General features: G+C 60.5%; 17 protein-coding genes and 1 tRNA gene. 11 read left to right on the top strand and 7 right to left on the bottom strand.

The genetic code is table 11. From position 1 onward, the window contains the following. Positions 1 to 183 precede the first annotated feature (183 nt). The 5 genes from gltX to DXD49_RS04150 all read left to right on the top strand — a co-directional run bounded on the left by gltX (position 184) and on the right by DXD49_RS04150 (position 7,409). Positions 184 to 1,659 (top strand): glutamate--tRNA ligase, encoded by a 1,476-nt coding sequence (gene gltX, locus DXD49_RS04130; RefSeq protein WP_117794277.1) that lies wholly within the window; start codon positions 184 to 186, stop codon positions 1,657 to 1,659. A gap of 210 nt (positions 1,660 to 1,869) precedes the next feature. Continuing rightward, on the top strand, positions 1,870 to 4,323 hold the full coding sequence (priA, locus tag DXD49_RS04135) for a primosomal protein N' (protein ID WP_117794278.1): 2,454 nt from the start codon (positions 1,870 to 1,872) through the stop codon (positions 4,321 to 4,323). A gap of 18 nt (positions 4,324 to 4,341) precedes the next feature. Further along, on the top strand, positions 4,342 to 4,878 hold the full coding sequence (def, locus tag DXD49_RS04140; RefSeq protein WP_117742857.1) for a peptide deformylase: 537 nt from the start codon (positions 4,342 to 4,344) through the stop codon (positions 4,876 to 4,878). Positions 4,879 to 5,085: 207 nt separating this feature from the next. Continuing rightward, positions 5,086 to 6,006, top strand: coding sequence for a methionyl-tRNA formyltransferase (gene fmt / locus DXD49_RS04145; RefSeq protein ID WP_117794279.1), 921 nt, complete (start codon positions 5,086 to 5,088; stop codon positions 6,004 to 6,006). Next, complete coding sequence (locus tag DXD49_RS04150) at positions 6,003 to 7,409, top strand: RsmB/NOP family class I SAM-dependent RNA methyltransferase (RefSeq protein ID WP_233541741.1); 1,407 nt, start codon at positions 6,003 to 6,005, stop codon at positions 7,407 to 7,409. The genes fmt and DXD49_RS04150 overlap by 4 nt, the downstream gene beginning before the upstream one ends. Before the next feature lie 141 nt (positions 7,410 to 7,550). Here DXD49_RS04150 and DXD49_RS04155 read toward each other — a convergent pair whose 3' ends face one another. The 7 genes from DXD49_RS04155 to glgB form a co-directional block, all read right to left on the bottom strand. Beyond that, positions 7,551 to 7,787 carry an FmdB family zinc ribbon protein gene (locus DXD49_RS04155; protein WP_117794280.1) on the bottom strand — a complete coding sequence of 79 codons (237 nt, stop codon included), beginning with the start codon at positions 7,785 to 7,787 and terminating at the stop codon, positions 7,551 to 7,553. Between the two features lie 87 nt (positions 7,788 to 7,874). After that, positions 7,875 to 11,171, bottom strand: coding sequence for a 4-alpha-glucanotransferase (locus DXD49_RS04160; protein WP_117794281.1), 3,297 nt, complete (start codon positions 11,169 to 11,171; stop codon positions 7,875 to 7,877). A 217-nt stretch (positions 11,172 to 11,388) separates the two neighbouring features. Next, positions 11,389 to 13,653, bottom strand: a complete 2,265-nt coding sequence (gene glgA, locus DXD49_RS04165; protein WP_199568958.1) for a glycogen synthase GlgA — start codon at positions 13,651 to 13,653, stop codon at positions 11,389 to 11,391. Positions 13,654 to 13,743: 90 nt separating this feature from the next. Then, positions 13,744 to 14,871: a glucose-1-phosphate adenylyltransferase subunit GlgD gene (glgD, locus tag DXD49_RS04170; protein WP_117735092.1), complete on the bottom strand. Its 1,128-nt coding sequence runs from the start codon at positions 14,869 to 14,871 to the stop codon at positions 13,744 to 13,746. A 4-nt stretch (positions 14,872 to 14,875) separates the two neighbouring features. Further along, positions 14,876 to 16,024: a glucose-1-phosphate adenylyltransferase gene (locus DXD49_RS04175; protein WP_117762940.1), complete on the bottom strand. Its 1,149-nt coding sequence runs from the start codon at positions 16,022 to 16,024 to the stop codon at positions 14,876 to 14,878. Between the two features lie 106 nt (positions 16,025 to 16,130). After that, a complete protein-coding gene (locus DXD49_RS04180) occupies positions 16,131 to 18,557 on the bottom strand; it encodes a glycogen/starch/alpha-glucan phosphorylase (protein WP_117794282.1) in 2,427 nt (808 codons plus the stop codon). Between the two features lie 94 nt (positions 18,558 to 18,651). Then, positions 18,652 to 20,913, bottom strand: a complete 2,262-nt coding sequence (glgB, locus tag DXD49_RS04185; protein WP_117794283.1) for a 1,4-alpha-glucan branching protein GlgB — start codon at positions 20,911 to 20,913, stop codon at positions 18,652 to 18,654. 331 nt (positions 20,914 to 21,244) lie between these two features. Between glgB and DXD49_RS04190 the strand changes: the two genes are divergently transcribed. From DXD49_RS04190 to DXD49_RS04215, 6 genes are all read left to right on the top strand, one after another. Then, positions 21,245 to 21,934 (top strand): HAD family phosphatase, encoded by a 690-nt coding sequence (locus tag DXD49_RS04190; RefSeq protein WP_117794284.1) that lies wholly within the window; start codon positions 21,245 to 21,247, stop codon positions 21,932 to 21,934. Between the two features lie 9 nt (positions 21,935 to 21,943). Beyond that, on the top strand, positions 21,944 to 22,585 hold the full coding sequence (locus tag DXD49_RS04195; protein ID WP_117794285.1) for a thiamine diphosphokinase: 642 nt from the start codon (positions 21,944 to 21,946) through the stop codon (positions 22,583 to 22,585). A gap of 144 nt (positions 22,586 to 22,729) precedes the next feature. After that, positions 22,730 to 22,805 (top strand) — tRNA-Ala (locus DXD49_RS04200). Positions 22,806 to 23,593: 788 nt separating this feature from the next. Beyond that, positions 23,594 to 24,145 carry an antiterminator LoaP gene (gene loaP / locus DXD49_RS04205; RefSeq protein WP_233541742.1) on the top strand — a complete coding sequence of 184 codons (552 nt, stop codon included), beginning with the start codon at positions 23,594 to 23,596 and terminating at the stop codon, positions 24,143 to 24,145. A 66-nt stretch (positions 24,146 to 24,211) separates the two neighbouring features. Next, entirely contained in the window at positions 24,212 to 24,961 is a 750-nt protein-coding gene (locus tag DXD49_RS04210) for a sugar transferase (RefSeq protein ID WP_233541743.1), read from the top strand. Further along, complete coding sequence (locus tag DXD49_RS04215) at positions 24,961 to 25,713, top strand: WecB/TagA/CpsF family glycosyltransferase (protein WP_199568959.1); 753 nt, start codon at positions 24,961 to 24,963, stop codon at positions 25,711 to 25,713. The genes DXD49_RS04210 and DXD49_RS04215 overlap by 1 nt, the downstream gene beginning before the upstream one ends.

The following is a 25,713-nucleotide window of genomic DNA, read 5'->3' on the forward strand; positions in this document are numbered from 1 at the left end:
GCTTTTTTAGCTACCCAATCCGGAGTCTTCGGAGCCAGAGGCCTACCTCGACATAGGGTAGCTAAAAAGCCCCGTCCCAAATTAGCTACCCAATGACTGGGTCGGTGCCCTTTGTGCGGAGGTGGGCATTGTTGCTTTATACTGGTGCGGTTCGACATCCATCCTGCAATCGAGGAGATTTCCATGGCATCAGACGTTCGCGTCCGCTTTGCACCCTCACCGACGGGCAAGCTGCACATCGGCGGCGCCCGCACCGCTATCTATAACTGGGCTTTCGCCCGCGCAAACGGCGGCACGTTCATCCTGCGCATCGACGACACCGACCCCACCCGTTCCACCGACGAGAACACGCAGATCATTCTGCGCGCCATGCGTTGGCTGGGCTTGGACTGGGACGAGGGCCCCGAGGTGGGCGGCGACTATGGCCCCTACGCACAGACCGAGCGCCTAGACCTGTACAAGCAGGCCGCCCAGAAGCTCTGGGACGAGGGTAAGGCCTATCCCTGCTTCTGCACCAAGGAACAGCTTGACGCCGATCGCAAGGCCGCCCAGGAGCGCAAGGATCCCTTCCAGGGCTATCAGCGCCGCTGCCGCGATCTTGATCCCGAGGAGGCACGCCGCCGCATCGAGGCCGGCGAGCCCTATGTCCTGCGCATCAAGGTGCCCGAGGACCGCGGCGACGTCGTAATCCACGACGCCGTCCACGGCGAGGTGACCTTCGACGCCAAGGAGCTCGACGACTTTGTCATCTTCCGCTCCGACGGCACGCCCACGTACAACTTCGCGACCGTCGTCGACGACGCCATGATGAAGATTACCCACGTCATCCGCGGCGACGACCACCTGTCCAACACCCCGCGCCAGGTCATGGTCTACGAGGCCCTCGGCGCGCCCGTGCCCACGTTCGCCCACATCTCCATGATCCTGGGTGCCGACGGCAAGAAGCTTTCCAAGCGCCACGGTGCCACCTCAGTGGAGGAGTACCGCGACGCCGGTTACCTGTCCGACGCCTTCGTCAACTATCTGGCGCTGCTCGGCTGGTCGCTCGACGGCGAGACCACGATCATCCCGCGCGATGTCCTGGCCAGCAAGTTCTCGCTCGACCGCATCTCCAAGAACCCGGCTACCTTCGACCCCAAGAAGCTCGACTGGGTAAATGCTGAGTACATCAACGGCATGTCCGACGCTCAGTTTGCCGACGAGATCATGGTTCCCGAGCTGCACGAGGCGGGTCTCATCGAGGGTAATGTCGAGTACGGCGAGGACTGGATTGACGCGCTTGCCGCCATCGTCAAGCCGCGCACCAAGATGCCGGCCGATGCCGTGAACGTCGCCGCTCCCATCTTTGCTACGGCCGAGACACTCGAGTATGACGAGAAGTCTGTTAACAAGGGCCTGGCCAAGGAAGGCATGGGCGCCATTCTGGATGCCGCCAAGGCCGCGCTCGAGGGTGTGGACGAGTGGACGGCTGCCAACATCGACGCCGCGCTTGAGCCGCTGCCCGAGCAGATGGACCTCAAGAAGCGCGTGGTGTTCCAGGCCGTGCGCGTCGCCGTCTGCGGCAACATGGTGAGCCCCCCGTTGGGCGAGACCATGGCGCTCGTCGGCCGCGACGACTGCCTGGCGCGCATCGACCGCGCCCGCACGATGGCGCTGTAGCAGCTGCGTAAACGCATGTATCCGAGCCCCGTTCACCCGAGCGGGGCTCTTGTTTCTGTACCGATGAGCGGGTTGCTGGGACAAAATAATCAGTAGTGTTTGTCCCATGTTCGAGCGACGCAACACGCTCGACACTCGTATCGGCCATGGGACAAACACTACTGATTATTTTGTCCCAGCCCTTTCAGGTCCGTTCGTTAGAGGTGGTGTATGGCTCAACAACTGTCGCTGTTTGGTTTGCCGGAACCGGAGGAGGTTCCAGCGGCGCCCGTGCCTGCCGCTGCACCGGCCAAGCCCGAGCATACACCTGACCCCATCGCCGCCTACGCGAGCGTGGTCCTCGACATCCCGACGCGTGCGCTGTCCGAGCCATTTGCCTACGGCATCCCGCAAACCCTTGCTAACGAGGCACAGATCGGGTCCACGGTCCTGGTCCACTTTGGTAACCGTGCCGCCGCGGGCTATATCGTCGACATTGCGCCTGAGCTGGGCGACCTGCAGGGCAACAACGCCTTCGACCCCGCGCGCATTAAAGCCATCGAGGCCATCCTCAGCAAACCGCTCTTTACCGCCGAGGTTGCCCGTATCGCACGCTGGATGAGCCGCGAGTACGTCGCAACGCTTTCCGAGTGTCTGCGTCTGTTTTTGCCTCCGGGCGGCAGCCCGCGTGTGGTCAAGGGCGACAACGGCGTATGGGCGGTTGAGCGTCCCGCCGTCAAGCCCATTCAAAACCGTTGGGTCATGCTTACGCCCGAGGGATTTGACTATACGCCGCCCAAGACCGCGGTCCGCCAGCGTCAGCTTATCGAGGCGCTCCAGTGCGGGCCGGTCACGACGCGCGACCTCAACCTGCTCTACAACAGCATGTCGGCGACCATCAAGGCACTCGAAAAACGCGGCGTCGTGGTGGTGGAGGAGCGCCGTGCGTGGCGTGGCTGCAGCGAGCAGACCACGCTGTCCTCGGCAAGCGGCAAGGCGCCAGTCTCCCTTACCAACGGACAGCAACAGGCACTCGCGCAGATTGAGCGCGCCCGTCTGGACGCTCATGGCGACGTGGTGCTGGTCGACGGCGTCACTGGCTCCGGCAAAACTGAGGTTTACCTCTCCGCCATCGAGCGCGTGCTCGCAGCCGGCCGTTCGGCCTGCGTGCTGGTGCCCGAGATCTCGCTGACGGCCCAGACCGTCGGCCGCTTCCGCTCGCGCTTTGGCGAGACGGTCGCCGTTTTCCATTCGCGGCTTTCGGCCGGCGAGCGCCTGGACCAGTGGGATATGGTCGCCAGCGGTGCCGCCCGCGTGGTCGTCGGTGCACGCTCGGCGCTCTTTTGCCCGCTTAACGACCTGGGCCTCATCATCATTGACGAGGAGCACGAGACCAGTTACAAGCAAGGCTCCAGCCCGCGTTACCACGCGCGCGAGGTGGCGGCCGAGATGGCGCGGCGCTATCGTTGCCCACTCGTGCTGGGCTCGGCCACGCCTTCTGCCGAGGCCATCGACCGCTGCCGCCGCGGCACGTATAACGGTGCCACCTGGACGCGCGTCGAGATGCCCAAGCGCCCGGGACAAGCCGTGCTGCCTACGGTCCGTATTGCCGACCTCCGCCGCGAGTTTTCGCACGGCAGTCGCTCCATGTTCTCAAAGCCGCTGATGGAGGGCTTGGAGCGTGTGGTCGAGCGTCGCGAAAAGGCCGTGTTGCTGCACAACCGCCGCGGTTTTGCGCCGTTTTTGATGTGCCGCGAATGCGGCTGCGTGCCCACCTGCAACCACTGCTCCACCGCACTCACGTATCACGAGCGCACGCACACCCTGCAGTGCCACACCTGCGGATCGTCCTGGCGCGTGCAGCCGTATCCGGCGCCCACGAGCCGTTGCCCCAAATGCGGTAGCCGCTACCTGGCAAAAATGGGCCTGGGCACGCAGCAGATCGAGGACGCACTGCACCAGATGCTTCCCGAGGACGTCGCCATCATTCGCATGGACGCCGACTCCACGCGTGGCAAGGACGCGCACAAAAAGCTGCTCGAGCAGTTCGATGCCGCCGATTGCGCGGTGCTGCTGGGCACTCAGATGATCGCCAAGGGGCTCGACTTTCCCGAGGTCACGCTCGTGGGCGTGGTCAATGCCGACTTTGCGCTCAAGCTGCCCGATTTTCGCGCGGGGGAGCGTGCCTACGATTTGCTGGAGCAGGTGGCGGGGCGCGCCGGCCGCGGCGATCGCCCCGGCGAGGTCATCATCCAGACCTATCTGCCCGAGGACCCGGTCATTCGCGCCGTTGCCGAGCATGACCGTTCGATCTTTACCGACCACGACCTGGACCAGCGCCGCGACGCGCTGTATCCGCCGTTTGTTCGACTAGTCAACATTTTGGTGTGGTCGGCGAATGCAGATGATGCACGGGATTATATTGGGCGCATCGCGAAGCTCCTCAAGCGTCGCTGGCATGCCGCCGCGCCCGATTTTTTGCGGGCGGGGAGTGCCGTGCCGCAGGTGCTGGGCCCGGCTTCGTGTGTAATCGAAAGAGCCAAGGACCGTTATCGCTTCCACCTGCTTGTGAAGTCGCCCGTGGGGTACCATGTCTCTGACGATATCGACGCCTGCCTCAAAGAGGTGGGCTCCGTGCGCGGCGTGAGCGTGAGCGTTGACGTCGATGCCTATGATTTGATGTAACAACCCGAAAGGATGGACATGGAAGCCAACGGAATCGTACTGTCGCCCGACCCTCGTCTGCGCCAGGAGTGCGCCGTCATCGAGGAGATTACCCCGGCGATCGAGGCACTTGCCGAGAAGATGAAGAAGATGATGTTCGAGAACGCCGGCTGCGGCCTGGCTGCCCCGCAGATCGGCGAGCTTATTCAGCTCGTCACCATCGACTGCGACTACACCGACAAGAACGACTACGACCCGTACGTGCTTATCAATCCCGTCATTGTTGAGCAGAGTGACCATCTGGTGCCCTTTAGTGAGGGTTGCCTGTCCATTCCGGGCATTAACTGCGAGATCGAGCGTCCCGACCATGTCGTCGTCGAGGCGTACGATCTGGACGCCAACCTGATTCGCTACGAGGCTTCGGGCGATTTGTTCTGCGTGTGCCTACAGCACGAGATCGATCACCTGCATGGCAACACCATGTTCGAGCGTCTTAAGCCCATGCAGAGACTCAAGGCTGTCAAGGAGTACCAGGACGCCCTGGCCCGCGGCGCTCGACCGGGCGAGACGGAGTAAGTCCTACCGTCCCCGGTGCCGAGCGCCCACATATCATCCCGTGCTCAAACATTCTCGCTTTGCTGAAAGAGCTGCTTTTATTGCGGCTCTTTCTTTGGTTTTGTGTATATTTGTTCTTGTTGAATTGTTATTGCGGATGGGCTGGGTACTTGGCATTCCGCTGCTCTTTCTAGCCGTCTCGGCTTTGGTTGAGAGGAGACGATCTTTATGCGTATTGTGTTTATGGGTACGCCCGATTTTGCGGTGCCTTCTTTGACTTCGCTTGTTGAGGCTGGGAATGAGATTGCACTTGTTGTTACTCGTCCTGATGCTGTTCGTGGGCGTGGTAAGAAGCTGGAGCCGTCTCCTGTTAAGGCTCGCTCGCTTGAGCTGGGGTTGCCTGTTGTTGAAGCTAATCGTATGACGCCTGAGGTTGTTGAGGCGCTCCGGGCTGCCCAGGCTGACATTTTCTGTGTGGCTGCCTATGGCTGCATTTTGCCCGATGAGGTGCTGCATATGGCGCCGCTCGGTATTGTGAATGTTCATGCGTCCCTGCTGCCTCGTTGGCGTGGGGCTGCTCCTATTCAGCGTGCGATTCTCGCTGGTGATGAGATTGCTGGCGTTTCTATCATGCGCATTGGGCATGGCGTGGATACCGGCGCTTATTGCGCCCAGGCGTCTACGTCAGTCGCCGGTAAGCATGCCGAGGCTTTGACCATGGAGCTTGCTGAGCTTGGCGGCAAGTTGCTTGCCGATACGCTTCCCTCGCTTGCCGATGGTTCGGCTGTTTGGACTGAGCAGGATGAGGCGCTCGTCACTCATGCTGCCAAGATTTCTAAGCAGGAGATGCGCCTGGATCCGCACATGGCGGCGCTTGATTGCGTGCGCCATGTGCTGGCTTCGTCCGATACCGCGCCTGCTCGTTGCGTGATTGCCGGTAAGACCGTGCGCGTGCTCGATGCTGCGCCGGCTGATGTGTCGCTTGGAGAGGGCGCCGTTGACGTTAGGAACAAGCGTGTTTACCTTGGTCTTTCCGATGGCACGGTTGAGTTGCTCGAAGTTAAGCCCGATGGCAAGCGTGCTATGGCCGCTTCTGCTTGGGCTGCTGGCCTGCAGGGTGCCGATCTTATCTGGGGTGTTTTGTCGTGAGCAAGCTGTCTCCTGCGCGCAAGCTTTCACTCGATGTGCTAATGGAAGCTGACCGCCGCGGCATGTATGCGCGTGACGTGCTGTCCTCTCGCGCATCGGCCAAGGCTATTGACCAGCGCGATTCCGCTTTTGCTGCCCGCTTGGCGCTGGGCGTTGCCGCCACGCAGGGCATTTTGGATGAGCTGCTCGACCAGTTTCTCGATAAGCCCAAAAAGGTTGCACCGCGTGTTCGCATGGCGCTTCGTATCTCGGTCTTCGAGATGCTCTATCTGCATACGCCTGGCCGCGTTGCCGTAAGTCAGGGTGTTGAGCTGGTTCGCTGCGGTGCTAAGTCCGCCGCTGGCTTGGCCAATGCCGTGCTGCACAAGGTTGCGGACAATGTTGAGGACTTTGCTACTGCGTCCGATGTGGATGAGTCTGAGCGGCGCTTGGTCCGTCTGTCGCGCCTGATGGGTCTGCCGCGTTGGCTGTGCGCTCGCATTATGGCGTCGTTTGACACGCCAGAGGGTGCGCTTAACTTTGCCGGCAATCTGGCCCCCGCGCCGCTGGCCCTGCACGAGAATGCGTTTGCGACTAAGCCCGATCCGTATATCTCGCAGCTCGTTGCGCCTGTCTTCCCGGGCTGCCATGCTCCGGTCGATGCGCAGGTCACGGTTGCGTCGGGCGTGTTTGAGCGCGCTGCGGCCGTGGCCTCGGATCTCAATGCCCAGCTTATCGCGACCGCGGCGACCCGTCCTGGGCGTTGCCTTGAGATTGGCGCCGGCCGTGGCACCAAGACCTATGTGATGATGTGCCAGGCCAAGCGTGCGGGCTATGAGCGTCAGCATACGGCGCTCGATCTGCATGATCGCAAGTGCGATCTGAATCTCGCTCGCCTGCATAAGGCCGGTATTCAGGGCGTTCGTACGGTTTCGGGCGATGCTTGCGAGCTTGATGAGGTGCTCACATCGTTTGATGCCATGCTTGGCGAGCCGGTAAAGTTCGACACGGTCTTTATCGATGCACCGTGCTCGGGCACCGGCACCATGCGCCGTCATCCCGAGATCCCATGGCGCCTAACTGAGAATGACGTTACGACCGAGTTGCCCAAGCTGCAGCTGGTAATGCTCAAGGAAGCAGCCGTGCGCGTGGCTGCCGGCGGTGAACTCATCTATGCGACGTGCTCGGTCTTCGACGAGGAGAACACGCAGGTCGTGGACGCGTTCCTTGCTTCTCCCGAGGGTGCCGGCTTTACCATGGCACCGCTTTCCGGGGCACAGATTCTGCAACTGCCCGACTTCGAGCAGGCCAAGAAGCTCGTTTCTGTACGCCAAAACGACCGAGGCCTCTTCCAAAGCGTGCCGGTAAACGCCGACTCCTACGACGGCCACTTCTGCGCCCGCCTGGTCCGCCAAAGTAGCTAATTTGGGACGGGGCTATTTTAGCTACCCAGACCGTATTGGCGCAAAGGCGTTGACATTACGAAAAAGGGTGGCCTGCGACTGGTGTAGTCGCAGGCCACCCTCGTTTGTGTTTATGTTGGCGTGTGGTTGGTTGCTCGGCTGTTAGTTGTTGTGCGGGCAATTGGCGCAGCAGCCGCTGGTGGCGCTGGTGCTTGAGCCGCCGCTTCGCTGGTCGGTGTTGTAGAAACCGCTGCCCTCAAATTTAATGCCGTTGGCCGAGAACGTCTTGGCCGCCGGAGCGCCGCAGCTCGGGCAAACGACCTCGGGAGTCTCGGACATGGGATGCTCAACCTCAAACACGTTGCCGCAGCTCGAGCACTTGTAATCGTAGCGCGCCATATTACTTCCTTTTCAGCACAAAGCGGGCAGATTACTCTGCCCGCAAAAATTCAAACGTCTGTACTGTACCCTATATCGGGCGTTTTATCACGCCTCGCCCCAGAATCTATGGGTGTCGCGCAGGAGCTGCGCAGTTTTGCCCTCGGCGGCCGCAACGTCGGCCTCGTCAGCCTGCCAGGTCCAGTTGCCCGTGGCCACGCCCGGAACGTTCATGCGCGCGACGTCGCCTAGCCCCAGAACATCCTGCAGCGGCATCATCACGAGGGGAGCGTCGCTTGCCAGCGCGTCGCTCATCAGCTTGGCCGCCTCCTCGACACCGCTCGGTCCATCGCCGTCCGCAAAGGAACGCGTGCACCACCCGGCCAACGTCGACGTATCGTGCGTCGAGGTGTACAGGATCTTTCCTGGCGTGGGGTGCACGCCGCAACGGACGTCGTAGTCGCTAAACTCCAGCACGTCCATGCCGGGGAAGCCGCAGGTCAAAGCCATGGCGCGAACGCCAGGCGTCAGATAGCCCAAGTCCTCAGCGATAAAGTTGAGCGGACCCAGCTCATCGTAGGCGGTCTGGAACAGGTCTTTGCCCGGTCCCGCCAGCCAGCGACCGTCGGTGCAGTCCTTGCCCGCAGGAATGCTAAAGTAGCTGTGGAATCCCAGGAAGTGATCCAGACGCACGCGGTCGTAGAGCGAGAACGCGCGACGCAGGCGATCCATCCACCAGCTATAGCCGTTCTGCTTCATGTGGTCCCATCGGAACGTCGGGTTGCCCCACACCTGGCCCTCGGGCGCAAAGTTGTCGGGCGGCGCACCGGAAATCTCAATCGCCTTGCCGGTATCGGACAGCCAGAAGTTCTCGGGCTCGCTCCACGCATCGGCCGAATCGTCCGAGACATACATAGGAATGTCGCCGATGACCTCGATACCCTTCTTGTGCGCATAGTTCATAAGCTCGCACCAGGCCAGGTCAAAGCGGTACTGCATGTACGCCTGCAGCTCGGCCTCGTCGTGGAAACGCTTGTCGTCGATCAGATGCTCGTTGTAGCGCGCGACATCTGCCGGCCAATCGTGGCGCGACTCGCCCTCAAAGTACTTCTTAACGGCCATGTAAACGCAGTACTTCTCGAGCCAGTTGGCGTTGCGATGTTTAAACGCCGTGTACAGCGGGTCGGCATCCTCACCGCCGCGAGCCTTCCAGGTAACAAAGTCGGCGGACAGCTCCTCGTGGCTTTCGGGCAGCAGATCGATATTGCCCGCAAAGGCCGAGGGACCGGCGTAAGGGGATCGGAAGAAATCCGTCGGGTTGACGGGCAGTACCTGCCAGTAGCGCATGCCCATTGCGGCCAGATGGTCGATAAAGCGACGCGTGGGAGCGCCGATCGTACCGGGCTTGCCATCGTCGCTGGGCACAGAGGTGATATGGCACACGACACCCGCGCCGTGATCAAGCGGCTCTTGTAGACGTTGCTCGGCGTGGTGATAGATGATCGACGACCCCAGCGGATACAGATCGAGTGTGACGGTACCGTTGTGGATTTCGCACTCGTGGCCGCTGATCACGTCGCTTGCGCATTCGCCGAGCGCCGGAATCGTCACACGGTGTGAATTGCGCAGGCTGCGGTTGATGATAACCGTTGCGGCCTCACCGTCTTTACCGGTGCGCGTGTAGGCTAGTACCTCGTCGTTGAGCGCGAAGGCCTTGATGTCGCCGTCTACCATAAATGGCAGGGCGCGGCGCACGGCCGAGGCGTTTTTAAGGATGGCGAGTGTATCGAAGTCGTGCAGGTCTTCCTTCGAAGGCAGCGTGCGGCGATTGCCCGGATCGGTCAGGCCCTCAAGGCCGTACTCGTCGCCATAGTAAATTGAAGGCACGCCGGGGAACGTCATCTGCATGAGCGTTGCAAGCCAAAAACGGCTCTTGGCCAGGTCCATCGAGTTTTCGTCCAAGCGCCACTTGCTGCGCTCGCACTCGGGTAGCTGCGACTCGTCGGGGCCACCGCCGAGCACCGAGATGATGCGTGGGCGGTCGTGGCTCGACAGCAGGTTGAGCGCGCAGGACAGGGCTTCGCGCGGATAATTCTCGCGCAGGGTCTCGATATCCTCGGCTGCCTGGAAGGCATTCTTGTAGCCCATCAAAAAGCCGATGACCATGTCGCGGAAGGGGTAATCCATGGCAGAGTCCAGCTCGGAGCCCTGCAGGTAGCGGCGCAGATGTCCGTAGCTAATCTTGTTGGAGGCGTCTTCCCAGACTTCGCCGAGCAACAGCGCGTCGGGCTTCTCAGCTAGCACGGCCTTTTTGATCTCGGTCAGGAAATCGTCCGAAAGCTCGTCGGCCACGTCTAGGCGCCAGCCATGAGCGCCGGCACGTAGCCATTTACGGATCACGCCGTCCTTGCCCAAGAGCCGCTCGCGTACCAGTTCGGAGCTCTCATTGATGGCGGGCATATTGCCCACGCCCCACCAGCAGTCGTACGAGCCGTCCTCGTGGAAATAAAACGCATCGCGCCACGGCGAATCCTCGCTCTGCCACGCGCCCGCGCCGGGGTAGTTGCCGTAGCGGTTGAAGTAGATTGAATCGTCGCCCGTGTGGTTGAACACACCGTCGAGAATGATGGAAATGCCCAGCTTCTCGGCCGCCTCGCACAGCTCAGTAAAGTCCTGCTCGGTGCCCAGAATTGGATCGATCTTGGTGTAATCGGCGGTGTCGTAGCGGTGGTTACTCGCGGCTTCAAAAATGGGGTTGAGGTAGATGGCAGTAAATCCCAGCTCGGCGATGCGAGGCAGGTCTTCTTGTATGCCCTTGAGCGATCCGCCGTAAAAGTCCCAGGTGTTGATGGAGCCGTCCTCGGCGCGCTCGTATACGGGCGGCTCGTTCCAGTCCTCGACCATGCGGCGCTGAATGCCGCGACGCGGCTTTTCGACCTCGGCCAGCGTGCGCTCGCGCCAGTGCTCGTCGCGGGCATAGCGATCGGGGAAGATCTGGTAGACCATACCGCGCTCGTACCACTCGGGTCGAACTTCGCGGTGCTTGTAGACGGTGATCTGGAACGACGGCACTTCGGCGTAGTCGTAGGTTACGCCCTCGCCGCCGGTGCGTCCCTGCGGTGCGCCCAAGCGGACCTCGGGCTGGCCCTCGATATTGCATATAAAGCTGTACCAGATAAGACAGGGCTCGGTGCACTCTAGCTCGGCGGTAAAGATGCCGTCGCCCTCGTGCGTCATGGGATACAGAGTTTCCCCGATCTCGTCGACCCAGGTACGCAGGGTAAGCGTTGCCTGGTTGGGGTCGGCATCCTCCAAAATTACCGACAGCGAAACGGAAGTTCCAGTGGTCACAGCGCCAAACGGAGTGCGAAACTGCGGCAGACGGCTGTTGTGTATCAATCTCATAGTACGGTCCAGTTCAATAGAATCACGGCCTGCGGGCCATGGGCTTTACGCATAGGATGTAAGTATATCTGTTGTACACAGGGTGTATAAACAACATCCGTTTACCATCGGCGAACGGTTGTCCTAGAAAATCGTTTTACCACTTTCTACAGAGAAGGGGCGCCCGGTTGGAGCGCCCCTTGCTTAGGGTTTGATGAGGTTTTGGATCGTCTGTGGGCTAGCGGCGCTTGCGGGCGGCCGTGGCCTTTCGGACGGACGTCTTCTTGGACGGGGCCTTTTCCTCTGCCGGAGCGGCGGGGGAGACCGGGGTCTCCTTGGCAGGCTCGGGCTTAGCCTCTGCCTTCGGGGCAGCCTTGGTCTTAGCCTTGACCTCGGCGGCCTTCGGTGCCGGCTCGGGCTTTACCTCGGGCTTGGGCTCCTCTTTGACGGCGGCGGGCTTAGCCTCTGCCTTGGTAGCTGCGGCCTTAGTCGTGGTCTTTTTGGTCATCGTCGTGCTGCGCTTGTGCGTGGTGGTCTTGGCGGCCGGCTTCGTCTCGATAGCTGTCTCGGCTTTGGGCTCGACGGGGGTTTCCTCGACCTTGACAGCGGGCTTTGCGGCACTCTTCGGGGTAGCCTTGGCCGTAGCGGCCTTGGTTGTCGTCGACTTCGTTGCCGCGGTCTTCTTGGCAGCGGTCTTAGCCGGAGCCTTGGCGGCCGGTTTGGCCTCAACGGCGGGAGTCTCGGCCTTTACCTCGGGAGCAGCCTCGGCCTCGGCGGCCTTCTTGGCAGCGGCGGTCGTGCGCTTGCGCGTGGTCGTTGTCTTGGCAGCCGTCGTTTTAGACACAGCAGCCTTGGTCGTCCCAACTTTCTTAGCCGTAGTCTTGCGGGTCGTGGTCTTCTTAGCTGCAGGCTTTGCAGCCGGCTTGACCTCGGCCTTTGCGGGCTCAGCTTCAACCGGCTTGACCTCGGCCTTGGGCTCGGGCTCGGCCACAACCTCGGGCTCAGCCGCAGCCTCCACAACAGCCGCCGGCCTCTCAATCTCCGGATGCATAAAGAAGTACAGGTCCAGATACTTGTCGGCCGAGCGCGTCCAGCTAAAGTCCTGGCTCATGGCCTGCGTGACCAGCTGGTTCCAAGCGTCGCGGTTATCCCAGAACAGGCGCGCCGCGCGGAACACCGCGTCGCCCATCTCATCTCCGTTAAAGTTTCTAAACGAGAAGCCCGTGCCCTCGCCGGTAAACTCGTTGTACGGCCGCACGGTGTCCTTCAGGCCACCGGTCTCGCGCACGATAGGCAGGGTGCCGTAGCGCATGGCGATGATCTGCGACAGACCGCAGGGTTCAAACTTCGAAGGCATCAGGAACATGTCGGCGGCGGCGTACATGCGCTGCGACAGCGCCGGGTCAAACTCGATACGCGCGGCCATGGTGCCGCGGTACTTGTCCTGGAAATAGCGCAGGCCGTCCTCGTAGTCGCGGTCACCAGTGCCCAGCACGGCCACCTGAACGCCGCCGGCCAGAATGCGGTCGAGCGCGTACATGACCAGGTCCATGCCCTTTTGGCGCGTCAGGCGCGTGACCATCACCATGAGCGGGCGGTCGTCGCGCACCTCGAGCCCCAGCTCTTCCTGCAGCTTGGCCTTGCACACGGCCTTGCCGGTGCGGTCCTCCACGGTGTAGTTGGCGGCAATGCGCTTGTCAGTCGCCGGGTCAAAGCCCGCCACATCAATGCCATTCAGGATGCCCTGCAGCGCGTAGGAGCGCTCGCGCAGCACACCGTCCAGGCCCTCGCCAAACTCGGGCGTCTGGATCTCGGCCGCATAGGTGGGGCTCACCGTGGTGATGGCGTCGGCATAGCGCAGCGCGCCCAGCATGTAGTTGACGCTGCAGGCGTCGCAACGCAGCTGCGAGGCGGCGGCGGGAATATGCGCCACACCCAGGATGTCCTCCATCACGGTGTCGCTAAACTGGCCCTGGAACGCCACGTTGTGGATCGAGAACACGGTCTTGACGCGGTCGTACAGCGGCAAGCCCTGGTAGAACTCGCGCAAAAACACGGGCGCCAGTGCCGTCTGCCAGTCGTTGCAGTGCAGGATGTCGCACTCAAAGCCGGCCGGCAGGTGCTGCAGACTCTCGGTGATGGCCTTGGAGAAGAACGCAAAACGCTCGCCGTCGTCAAAGAAGCCGTACGGATAGTCGCGCGCAAAGTAGCGTTCGTTGTCGATGAACATATAGGTGACGCCGTCGTGCTCGAGCTTCTCGAGACCGCAGTACTCGTTGCGCCAGCCCAGGCTCACGTAAAAGTCGGAGAAGTGCTCCATCTGCGCCTTGTATTCGTCCTTGATGGTGGCGTACTTGGGCACCATCACGATAACTTCGGCGCCGGCGCGCACAAGCGCCGCGGGCAGCGAGCCCGCCACGTCACCCAGGCCACCGGTCTTAACAAACGGTGCGCACTCGGCCGAGGCAAACACGATCTGCATCTTTTTGCTGGTTTGTGCCATTTTGTCTCCTATGTTGCAATTCGAGAATAGCCGCCTGGCGCTAACCGGGCGGCTATTCTACATGTTACGAGCGATGTTGCGGTACCAACGTTAACGTACGATGGTGGTGTCGGAAGTTAACGGAGCCTTGCCCAGCACCAGGATGTTCTCGGGTGTGCCGCGAAGCTCGGTGTTGGTGGGAACCACGTTGTTCTTGTCCAGAATGGCATTCTCGACGCGGGCGCCGCTCTTGATGATGCAGCTCTGGTTGATGATCGAGTTGGTGACCGACGCACCTTCCTCGACCACGACGCCGCGCGACAGGATCGAATTGCGCACGGTGCCCTTGATGATGCAGCCGGCCGAGATGATCGAGTTGCAGGCGTGACTGCCGGTCGCATAACGCGAAGGCGGCACGTCGTGAGCCTTGGTCAGGATCGGGCGCTCGGGATCGAAGAGCTGATCGGCCACGGTCTGGTCGAGCAGGTCCATGCTGCGGCGATACAGCGACTTCTCGCTAAACACGCCCACGACCTCGCCCTTGTACTCGTAGCTGCACACGTCGATGTTGCCAAAGTCGCCCTGGAGTGCCTCGAGCAGGTCCAGATAGTCGGCGGCCTGGTAGTGGTCGATAATCTCGAGCAGCGTCTCGCGGTTGACGATGCAGCAGTCCATAGACGCGTTGTCGCCGTACACGACGCCGGCGCTCACGCCCGTCAGGCGGCCGTTTTCGTTAATCTCGAGCTTGGTCTCGTCATCAACGTTGCGCGTGGCCTTGCAGTACACAACGGTCATCTGGGCACCGGAGTTCTCGTGCGCCTCGATGATGGTGTTGAGGTCCATGTTAAAGATGATGTTGGTGCCCATCATCACAACATAGGGCTTGTCCGAGCGCTGGAACAGCGTCTTGTTGGAGATGATGTCGCGCAGCAGGAAGCGCATGCCGCCCTTGGTGGTGCCATACGCGTTGCCGGGCACCATGAACAGGCCGCCCTTCTTGCGATCCAGGCCCCAGTCCTTGCCCGAACCCACGTGGTCGATCAGCGAGCGGTAGTTGCCCGGCATGACGACGCCGACGGTCTTAATGCCGGCATTCATCATGTTGGACAGCGGAAAGTCGATCAGGCGGTAGCGGCCCAAAAACGGAACGGACGCGATGGGGCGGTCCTTGAGCAGCACGCTGCCGTAGGTCGAAGAGTAGTTAGCGGTGATATAGCCGATGGCCTTGCGATTGATCATCGGATCATTCCCCCTTCCCGATAACGACGTCATTTCCAACGACGGCCGTATCCTTGGTGGTATCGACAGAGCCGAGCTTCACGCCCTCTTCGACCGTGGAGTTCTCGCCCAAAATAGCGCGGCAGATGTGCGCGCCGCTCTTAACGTGCGCACCCGGCAGCAACACGGAGTCCTCGACCACAGCGCGCTCCTCGATGATGACATCGGTCGAAAGGATCGAGTGGCGAGCGGTGCCGTAGATCTTGCAGCCGTTGGAGACCAGGCAGTCGTCCAGGCGGCCGTCCGGGCCAATGTAGTGCGGCGGACGCGTGGTGATGTTGGACATGATGGGGAAGTTCTTGTCAAACAGATCGAACTCGGGGTTGTTACCCAGCAGGTCCATCGAGGTCTCGTGGAAGCTGGCGATGGTGCCGACGTCCTTCCAAAAACCGTGGAACTCGTAGCTGTACAGGCGCTTGTTCTCGCCGAGCAGCTTGGGGATGATGTCCTTGCCAAAGTCGTGGCTCGAGCGCTGATCCAGAGCGTCCTCCTCGAGCGCCTCGATCAGCACGTCGGCCGAGAAGATGTAGATGCCCATGGAGGCGAGGTTCGAATCGGGCTTCTCGGGCTTCTCGGTAAACTTGGTGATGCGGCCGTCCTCGGGGTCGGTGGTCAGGATGCCAAAGCGGCTGGCCTCCTCCCACGGCACGGGCATAACGCTCACCGTGAGGTCGGCGTTGTTCTCAATGTGCGTCTTGAGCATCTTGCGGTAATCCATGCGATACAGGTGATCGCCCGAAAGAATCAGGACGTACTTGGGGTCGTTGGTCTTGATGTAGTCGAGGTTCTGCGTAATGGCGTCGGCCGTGCCCGCATACCAGGCGCCGCCGGTCTGCGTCTCGTACGGCGGCAGGATCGACACGCCACCGTCGCGGCTGTCCAGATCCCACGCCTCGCCAGAGCCCACATAGGCATGCAGCAGGTAGGGGCGATACTGCGTCAGAACGCCCACCGTGTCGATGCCCGAGTTGGAGCAGTTGGACAGAGAGAAGTCGATAATGCGAAACTTACCACCAAAGCTAACCGCCGGCTTGGCGATCTTTTGGGTAAGTGCCCCCAATCGGCTGCCCTGTCCTCCCGCGAGGAGCATCGCGATGCATTCTTTCTTACTCATCGATCTCTCCTTCTGTCATCGATGTTCCTAAACCCATTAGCGACGGGCGCGGCGCTCGGTCGCGCCCGTCGAGTAATGCCGTGCGGCAAAGGGGACTCGCGCGCCTTTACGCGTGCCAGATCTCGTCGCGGTACTCGCGAATGGTGCGGTCGCTCGAGAACCAGCCGGAGGAGGCGGTGTTGAGCAGGGCCTTGCGGTTCCAGGTCTCCTGGTCACCGTAGCTGCCGGTGAGCTTTTCCCACGCATCCACGTAGCTGCGGAAGTCGGCCATGACCAGGTCGGGATCGTTGTTGTTCATGAGCTCGTTGTAGATGCTCTCGAAGTTGCCCGAAAGACCCGCAAAGGTGTTGTCCTTGAGCTCGTCCATCACGCGGCCCAGACGCTCGCGATCGTTGTTGAGCGTATCCCAAGCAAAGTAGCTGTTCGATGCCCACAGCTGCTCGACCTCGGGGGCGGTCAGGCCAAAGATGGCCTCGTTCTCGCGGCCGGCAAGGTCGGCGATCTCGATGTTGGCGCCGTCGAGGGTGCCCAGCGTAATGGCGCCGTTCATCATGAGCTTCATGTTGGACGTGCCCGAGGCCTCCTTGCCGGCCGTGGAGATCTGTTCCGAGATCTCGGCGGCGGGGTAGATGAGCTGGGCGTTGCTCACACGGAAGTTGGGGATAAAGCAGACCTTCATGACCTCGTTGACGCGTGCATCATTGTTGATGACGTCGGCCACGGAGTTAATGAGGCGGATGGTCTCCTTGGCAAAGGTGTAGCTCGAGGCTGCCTTGCCGCTAAAGATGAAGGTCGTCGGCGTCACGTGGAAGTTGGGATCGGCGATGCGACGGTTGTAGATGTCCATCACCTTCATGATGTTCATGAGCTGGCGCTTGTAGGCATGGAAGCGCTTTACCTGAACGTCGAAGACGGTGTTGGGGTCAATGACCAGACCGGTCTCGGCCTTAACGTAGGCGGCCAGACGCTCCTTGTTGGTGCGCTTGGAGGCACCCACGGCCTTCAGGAACTCGGTGTCGTTCTGGAACTCTTTTAGTTTCTCCAGCTCAAAGGCGTCCTTGAGCCAGCCATCGCCAATGGCATCGGTCACGAGCTTGGCATAGGTGGGGTTGGCCTCGGCAAAGAAGCGACGGTGCGAGATGCCGTTGGTCTTGTTGTTGAACTTCTCGGGCGTCAGGGCATAGAAGTCCTTGAGCACGATGTTCTTGATGATGTCGGAGTGGATCTTGGCCACGCCGTTGACGCTGTGGCTGCAGATCACGGACAGGTTGGCCATGCGAATCTCGCCGTCCCACAGGATGGCGGTCTGGCGCAGGCGCTCCTGCCAGCCCTCCTGCGTGGTGTCGAACGACTCGTGCCAACGACGGCTGATCTCGTCGATGATCTGGTACACGCGGGGGAGGAGCTTGGAGAACGTGCCAATGGGCCACTTCTCCAGAGCCTCGGGCAGGATGGTGTGGTTGGTGTAGCTCACGACCTGCGTCACGATGTTCCATGCGTCGTCCCACTCGAGCTTCTTCTCGTCGATGAGGATGCGCATAAGCTCGGGGCCGCACATGGCCGGGTGCGTGTCGTTGGTGTGGATGGCTACAAACTGCGGCAACAGCTCCCAGTTCGCGCCGTGCTCCTTCTCAAAGGTGTCGAGCAGGCTGTAGATGCCGGCCGAGACAAACAGGTACTCCTGCTTCAGGCGCAGCAGACGGCCGTGCTCGCCGGCGTCGTTGGGGTAGAGGATGGCGCTGATGGCCTCGGCCTCGGCGCGCTCGGCATCGGCCAGGGCATAGTCGCCACGGTTGAAGGCCTCCAGGTCAAAGTGCTCTTCGACCGGCTCGGCGGCCCAGACGCGCAGCTTGTTGACGGTCTCGCCGGCATAGCCCACCACGGGGATATCGTAAGGAACGGCCAGGATGTCCTGCGTATCCACCGTGCGGTAGAACGTGCGGCCGTCCTCCTCAAAGCCCTCAACGCGGCCACCAAACTTGATGGTCACGGCCTTGTCCTGACGACGGACCTCCCAGGGATAGCCGTGGGTGAGCCACTCGTCAGTGGTCTCGACCTGGCTGCCGTTAACAATCTCCTGCTTAAACAGGCCGTAGCGGTAGCGCATGCCGTTGCCGTAGCCGGCAATGCCCTCGGCTGCCATGGAATCCAGGAAGCACGCGGCCAGACGGCCCAGGCCACCGTTGCCCAGTGCCGGATCGGGCTCCTGGTTCTCGATGACGGACAGGTCAAAGCCCATGTCGTCGAGCGCCTCGGCGACCATGTCGCGCACGCCAAAGTTGAGCAGGTAGTTGTCGAGCAGGCGGCCGATCAAAAACTCGATCGAGAAGTAGTACACACGCTTCTTGCCCTCGGCAGTGACTCGGGCGTCGCTCTTGGTGGCGACGGTGCGCGCCTTCTCGGCCACGAGCTTGGCCAGGGCGTTAAAGCGGTCCAGGTCGCTGGCGGCCTCGACGCTCTTGCCGCTGATGCTCATGACGGCATCGCGATAGAGCTCAGTAAACTCCTGCTTGTTGTCGAAGATCTTATTCATACGTTCCTTTCCCCCGGGGATGTTTCTCCCGGAACGGTTATGACTTACATCCTACGCCCCGGCGGGGCGGGTAATTACAGCGGTAACGGCTTTGTTACGCGTCCTTGCCAGATGCCTTAACGGCGCCTGTCTTGGCCTTGGGAGCAGCCTTTTTGGCGGTTGCCTTCTTGGCCGTGGCGGACTTGGTCGAAGCCTTGGCAGCGGGCTTAGCAGCCTTTGCCTTAGCCGGAGCCTTCTTAGCAGCCGCGGGCTTAGGCTTTACCGAGGACGTGCGCTTCTTGGGCGCAGCCTTGGGGGCCTCGACCACCGGCGGCTTGTAGCTACTGGGACCGCGGCGCTTAAGCACCACGCCTGCAAGGCCTGGAACCTTAATCTCAATGGAGTCCATCTGCCCATTCCAGGGATAGGGCTCACTCGAGCAGGTGTAGGGCTCCTCGCCGGCATAGCCGCTGCCGCCAAACTCGGGACGGTCGGAATCAAAGATGACCTCCCAGTCACCCTCGCGCGGCACGCCCACGCGGAAACTCTCGTAGCTCGCCGGGTCAAAGTTGATCAGGATCACTAGGTCGTCGTCGACGTCCTCGCCCTGGCGCACAAAGCTCACGATGGACTGCTTGGAGTTGTCCGCGTCGATCCAGGTAAAGCCGTCGTCGGTGTAGCCGCGCTCGTACAGAGCGGGCTCGGCGGTGTACAGGTGGTTGAGCGCCTTGATAAACGCCTGATGATGACGGTGGGTCTCATACTCCTCGGTCAGGAACCACTGGATGGACTCGTAGTAGCGCCACTCGATAAACTGGCCGATCTCGTTGCCCATAAAGTTGAGCTTGGCACCGGGGTGCGTCATCTGGTAGAAGGCAAGCGTGCGCAGGCCGGCAAACTGGCGCCACCAGTCGCCCGGCATGCGGCCGATAAGGGAGCACTTGCCGTGCACGACCTCGTCGTGGCTCAGCGGGCAAATGAAGTTCTCGGTAAAGGCATACATGATGGAGAACGTGAGCAGGCCGTGGTTGCCGGGGCGCCACGGAAAATCGGTCTGCATGTAGTGCAGGGTGTCGTTCATCCAGCCCATGTCCCACTTGTAATGGAAGCCCAGGCCGCCGTCCTGCGGCGGATAGGTTACGAGCGGCCACGCGGTGGACTCCTCGGCCATCATCATCACGTCGGGGTAGTGTGCCTCCACGGCGCAGTTGACCTGGCGGATAAACGCGCTGGCGTCCAGGTCCTCCTCGGTACCGTATTTGTTGAACTTCTTTTGGCCCGGATCGTCGATGCCAAAGTTGAGGTACAGCATGCTGGACACGCCGTCCATGCGAATGCCGTCCACGTGGAAGTTCTCGAGCCAGTACAGCACGTTAGAGACCAGGAAGGAGCGGACCTCGCCACGGGCGAAGTCGAACTTATGCGTGCCCCAGTTGGGGTGAATCTCGTGCTCAAACAACATGTGGCCGTTAAAGGTGGCCAGGCCGTGGGAGTCGGCGCAAAAACCGCCGGGCACCCAGTCCATGATCACGCCAATGCCCGCCTCGTGGCACGCATCTATAAAGTGCATGAGCTGCTGCGGGTTGCCGTAGCGCGACGTGGCGGCGTAGTAGCCGGTCGTCTGGTAGCCCCAGGAGCCGTCGAACGGGTGCTCCATAAGCGGCATGACCTCGATATGCGTGTAGCCCATGTCGCGCACGTAGTCCACGAGCTCCACCGACAGGTCGTCGTAGGTGTAGAACTCGCCGCGCTGCGCGGGGAAGGGATCCATGGGACCGGGGTAGTTGCCGTACTCATCGGGCTCGCCCTGCGGCGCGTCACCGTGGCGCTTCCACGAGCCAATATGCACCTCGTAGATGTTCAGCGGCTGCGACATGTGGTTGTGGCCGGCGCGGCGCTTGAGCCATGCTGCGTCGTTCCACTTATAGCCGTCGAGGGCCCACAGCACGCTTGCCGTTCCCGGAGGGCACTCGGCCTTAAAAGCGTACGGATCGGCCTTGTAGAGCTTCTCGCCCTCGTTGGTTTCGATAAGGTATTTATAGAGCTGGCCCTGCTCGGCGCCAGGAATAAAGCCTTCCCAAATGGTGCTCGTATGTACGGGCACCAGCGGGTTGGCTTCCTCATCCCAGTCGTTAAATTCGCCAATGACATGGACACTCTTTACGTCGGGCGCCCAAACGCAAAAGCGCCAGCCGCGCGTACGGTTCTGCGTGTCGGGGTGCGCGCCCATCTTTTCCCAGCTGCGCTCCCACGTACCGATGCCAAACAGATAGACATCGTCCTTAGAGAGCTCCGGTGCGTGCGGGGCGGCTTTACGGGTAGCGGGCTTTTTGGCCGTTGGCTTTAGCTTTGTATCGCTCACGTTTGATCCCATCATGACACGGCAGCATGTTGCCTTGGTGACTAGATGCGAAAGGTCCAAGGCTGCACGAATCGAAGGGACGGCGATAGTTCTATGATTCATTCCACCTCGCGTGCTCGGTGGAACTTTCGGCACGAAATACGATAACACCTGTTCGTTACTTTTATGGAGAAAAGTGGATTTGCGGCGGTGTTTAATCGGCGAGCGCCATGTTTAGACCACTGACAGAATTGCAGTGGTAAAACTCTTGACAGTTTTACCAATTAGGGTTTCAAGATTGTTAGTTTGACGTTTGGTAAAACGTTTTTAGCAGGTTGTTTACCATTTGACATTGAAAGGTATGTTTATGTCCCAGACCGCCGCTCACAATGTCGCTTTTATTTTCGATTGCGACGGCACACTGGTTAATAGCACCCCCGTTTGGGCCTATGCCCAGCCCGAGTTATTGCATCGCCACGGAGTTGATGTGACGGTCGACGATTTTGCCCAGTTTGAGCATTTGTCGCTCGAGGACGAGTGCCAGGCCTACCACGACACGTGGGGCATTGGTGCGAATGGCGAGGAACTGTATCGCGAGCTGAGCAATATTCTGATTGATGGGTACTCCAAGGTGCCACCGCGCGACGGCCTGCTTGCATTTTTGGAGCAGGCGAAGGAGGCCGGTATTGCCATGTGTGTTGCCACGTCCACGCCGGCCGAGCTGGTGCAGTCTGCGCTCGCTGGTGCCGGGCTCGATGCCTACTTGGAATTTGTTACCACGACGGGCGAGGCGGGGCGCTCCAAGCAATTCCCCGACGTATACGAGCTTGCGCTGCGCCGCCTTGAGGAGCGCCATGGGCACAAGTTTGAGCGCACATGGGTGTTTGAGGACGCCGTCTTTGGCCTAAAGAGTTCTGGCGCCGCCGGCTTAAAGCGTGTGGGCATTTATGACCCGCATGGCCGTATGGAGCGCGACGAGGTTCGCGACAACTGCGATATCTTTATTGATAGCTATGAGGACCTGGACCTGGCCCGCGTGCTTGCGTTTAAGGGATAGGCGAGGGCTGTGGCTTGCAAGGTATTAGTTGTCTGCGGCTCGCCCGTGGTGGCGAGCGCGGATCTGTTGCGTAGGCTAGCAGGGGAGTGCGACCATGTTGTCGCCGTGGACCGCGGACTCGACGCGCTGCTGGGCGCGGGGCTGGGTTGCGACGTATATGTGGGGGATGCCGATACGGTGAGCGATGCAGGTCGCGCGCTGGTCGATGCCGCCACCGACTTTGAAGTTGAGCGCCACGACCCGTACAAGGACTATACAGATCTGGCTTTGGCGCTCGATTCCGTCCGCCGCCGCTGGCCGGGTGCCGAAGTGGTTGCGACCTGCGCCACCGGCGGCCGCCCCGACATGGCCTTATCCGTTCTGGGCTTACTAGCCAACTACAAAGATGCCCCAGTCTGGATCGAAGAAGACAAAGTAACTGCCAGATTCCTGCACCAGGACGAGACTTGGACCATCGAAAACGCTGAGGGCAAAACCTTCTCTATCATCGCCATAGCCCCCAACACAGAGATAAGCGAACACGGCCTAGAGTGGGAGCTAGACCACAGCCCCCTAGGCCTGTTAGCCGACACGGGCATCTCAAATGTCGTCAGGAAAACGGCTAAGATCCAAGTCCACCAAGGAACCGCAATCGCCTACCTCTACAAGTAAGGCATCACCGCGTGAGGGTTTTTCGGGACGGTGGACGAGTAGGAAAACCCGTCAGTAAGACAATCAACTCAAGTTAGTAATACAATCAACTCAAAAAAGTCCTTGCACGTCACGCCAACTTCCCCTATAGTACTACCACGTCACGGGGGCGTAGCTCAGCTGGGAGAGCGCTTGACTGGCAGTCAAGAGGTCAGGGGTTCGATCCCCCTCGTCTCCACCATCGTGAATCCAAAAGGCCACCGGATACCCGGTGGCCTTTTTTTATCCTTTAACCCCACAAACTAAAGTGAACGTGCACCCGCGCCCACCCCATAAAAAGTTGCGCAATTACCTTCCCGGTTTTGTACAAAGTTTGTTAGCCATACTTAATAGTTTGAGCAATTCACGCCGTTAGCAGTACAACTCAGGCAGTGCTCACCAACCTACACACCCCCATAAACCTGCGGCAATGTGTGCAAGACGGCACAATATCCCCCATAACCACGGCAAATAAACAATATGTTGCTCAACACACCCCAAAACGCATGGGTCACCTGCTGTGCTAGGATACCTAACGTTACATGGGTTCAACTGTGCTCACGGCTCCAGCAAGCCGCAAAGCGCAGGGTCGATCAGTATCCGGCCGTAACGGCGGTGCCAGAAAAACCACGAGCTCCAATAGCGTCGTCATGCGTATCGCATCGAATGAATTTGTTCTTGTTTATGCGCAAGCTGTTCTTTCGATTCGATTTTTCATGACAAATCGCAGCAGTCCTACAGCTGTTTGCGTGCGGTCCAGTTTTGTACCCGCTTGACTGGGCCGCATGCAGCCAGCTGGGGATGCGGTCTTTTTGCGATACACGTCCGCGTCTCTAGCCACTGCACTCATACATACCGTTCACGGTGGGGCAGAGCCACGTGCTTGTCTAACTGGGCTCAGGGTTTGAATATGGAGCGCCTTCGCGCACAAGCGCCCTGGCGAAGCCATACCCAAACCCCGTGAGCCACACGTAAGACAGCAAGGGGGTGGTGCTCGTGTGGTATGTGATCCAGGTCATTAACGGTCGCGAAGTCGTAATGCGCGAGCGCATCGAGCGTGTGGTGCCGGCTGGCGCCATGCAGGAGCTCTTTTATCCCCAATTTCAAACCGAGATCAAGGTACATGGCGAATGGGTCAACACGACCAAGCCGCTCTTTCCCGGTTATCTTATCTGCGATACGGCAGATCCCCGCACCGTGCAACAGTATCTGCTGCGCATGGACGACTTTGCCCGGGTGTTATCCCAGGACGGTCAGTTTGTGCCGCTGGCAAAAGAAGAGGTCCAGCTTATTGGCGGCTTTACGCATAGGGGAGACCGCGTAGTGCCTATGAGCGAGGCCCTAAAAGACGGCGACCAGGTCTTAGTGACGGCAGGCCCGCTGCTGGGGCACGAAGGCCTTATCAAAACCATTAACAGACGCAAGAGCACTGCTTATTTGGAGCTCGACCTGTGCGGCCGGCGCGTAACCACCCGCGTTGGCCTTGCCGTTCTTTCAAACGAGCAGCGCGTCATGCGCAACCTTAAAAAGGCGATCGCCTAGCTGCAGACGGTCGCTACACAGAATAGGGAGGATCCCCGACCCGGGGACGAAGTGTTGGAAGAGAACGTGTCGGATAAAACTCAATATACAACGGATGCGCCCGCGGGGGCGGCACTGATTGCTCAGGCCATGGACCGGCGTGAGGGCGCCGGCCGCTACAGGGCCATGCAATCCATTATGGACTGGGATCGCTCGCGCCTTGCCTACCGCACCGTTAAGCGCGCGTTTGACATTGTGTTCAGCGGCTGCGTGCTGGCCGTCATCGCCGTTCCGAGCCTTGTGCTCGCCGCGGCCATCCGCCTGGAGAGCGAGGGCAACCCGTTCTACAGTCAGATCCGCGTGGGTCAGACCCACCGCGACGGCAGCCTTTCCACCTTCCGCATGTGGAAGTTCCGCTCCATGTACAGGGACGCCGACGAGCGCCTCGCCGAGCTCAAGGAGCAGAACGAGATCGCCGGCGCCATGTTCAAGATGAGGGACGACCCCCGCGTCACCAAGATCGGCAAGTTCATCCGCAAGCACTCCATCGACGAGTTTCCGCAGTTCCTCAACGTGTTCCTGGGCCAGATGTCGGTCGTCGGCCCGCGCCCGCCGCTGCCCAACGAGGTGGTCGAGTACACCGAGTACGACCTGCAGCGCCTGGCCGTGAAGCCCGGCATCACCGGCTGGTGGCAGGTCACGGAGCGAAACTCCACCGGGTTCGACGGCATGGTCCGCCGAGACCTGGAGTACATCGCCAACCGAGGCGTCATCACCGATCTCAAGATCGTTTTTCTTACTGTTGTCGAGGTAATCACGGGAAGCGGGGCGTGCTAGTGTCAGCTGGCAATCGTTATCCAATTTTAAACACGTACGTTAACGCCATCTCGCTAGACGAGACGGTCGATGAAGTCGAGAAGATCATCGAGAGGGGCGTGCCGACTCAACATGTCGTCATCAACGCCTCCAAGGTCAACCTGATGGAGGCCGATCCCGAGCTCGCGTCCATCGTCAACGAGTGCCCTCTGATCAACGCCGACGGCGCTTCGATCGTCTGGGCGGCGAAGAAGATGGGCGTTCCGCTCGGGGAGCGCGTCACGGGCATCGACCTGTTCCAGAGGCTTGTCGAGCTGGCGTCCGAGAAGGGCTACCGCATCTACCTCTTCGGTGCGAAGGAAGAGGTGGTCACCAAGGTCAAGGCGATTTTCGAGGAGAGGTACCCGAGCATCCGGATCGCCGGTTACCGCAACGGCTACTTCACCGATGCCGACGAGCCCCAGATCGTCTCCGATATGGCCGCCTCGGGCGCCGACATGATGTTCGTCGCCTTTTCATCTCCCAAGAAAGAGTACTGGGTCCACAAGTACATCGACCAGATCGGAATCCCGTTCGTCATGGGCGTCGGCGGCAGCTTCGATGTCGTCGCCGGCGTCACCGACCGTGCCCCTACATGGATGCAGGAGCACGGCCTGGAGTGGTTCTACCGCTTCATCCAGGAGCCCGGGAGGCTCTGGAAGCGCTACATCATCGGCAACCTCAAGTTCGTCGCCCTCACGTATAGATACAAGTTCGCTAAGAAAGGTGAATAG

It is taken from the genome of Collinsella sp. TM05-38 (genome assembly GCF_003466445.1).
Classification (GTDB): domain Bacteria; phylum Actinomycetota; class Coriobacteriia; order Coriobacteriales; family Coriobacteriaceae; genus Collinsella.

Excerpts from the sequence above, each read along its gene's own strand:
- DXD49_RS04160 (WP_117794281.1), bottom strand. The coding sequence starts at position 11,171 with ATGAGATTGATACACAACAGCCGTCTGCCGCAGTTTCGCACTCCGTTT.
- gltX (WP_117794277.1), top strand. The coding sequence starts at position 184 with ATGGCATCAGACGTTCGCGTCCGCTTTGCACCCTCACCGACGGGCAAG.
- glgA (WP_199568958.1), bottom strand. The coding sequence starts at position 13,653 with ATGGCACAAACCAGCAAAAAGATGCAGATCGTGTTTGCCTCGGCCGAG.
- glgD (WP_117735092.1), bottom strand. The coding sequence starts at position 14,871 with ATGATCAATCGCAAGGCCATCGGCTATATCACCGCTAACTACTCTTCG.
- DXD49_RS04175 (WP_117762940.1), bottom strand. The coding sequence starts at position 16,024 with ATGAGTAAGAAAGAATGCATCGCGATGCTCCTCGCGGGAGGACAGGGC.
- glgB (WP_117794283.1), bottom strand. The coding sequence starts at position 20,913 with ATGATGGGATCAAACGTGAGCGATACAAAGCTAAAGCCAACGGCCAAA.
- DXD49_RS04180 (WP_117794282.1), bottom strand. The coding sequence starts at position 18,557 with ATGAATAAGATCTTCGACAACAAGCAGGAGTTTACTGAGCTCTATCGC.
- DXD49_RS04190 (WP_117794284.1), top strand. The coding sequence starts at position 21,245 with ATGTCCCAGACCGCCGCTCACAATGTCGCTTTTATTTTCGATTGCGAC.
- fmt (WP_117794279.1), top strand. The coding sequence starts at position 5,086 with ATGCGTATTGTGTTTATGGGTACGCCCGATTTTGCGGTGCCTTCTTTG.
- priA (WP_117794278.1), top strand. The coding sequence starts at position 1,870 with ATGGCTCAACAACTGTCGCTGTTTGGTTTGCCGGAACCGGAGGAGGTT.
- DXD49_RS04155 (WP_117794280.1), bottom strand. The coding sequence starts at position 7,787 with ATGGCGCGCTACGATTACAAGTGCTCGAGCTGCGGCAACGTGTTTGAG.
- def (WP_117742857.1), top strand. The coding sequence starts at position 4,342 with ATGGAAGCCAACGGAATCGTACTGTCGCCCGACCCTCGTCTGCGCCAG.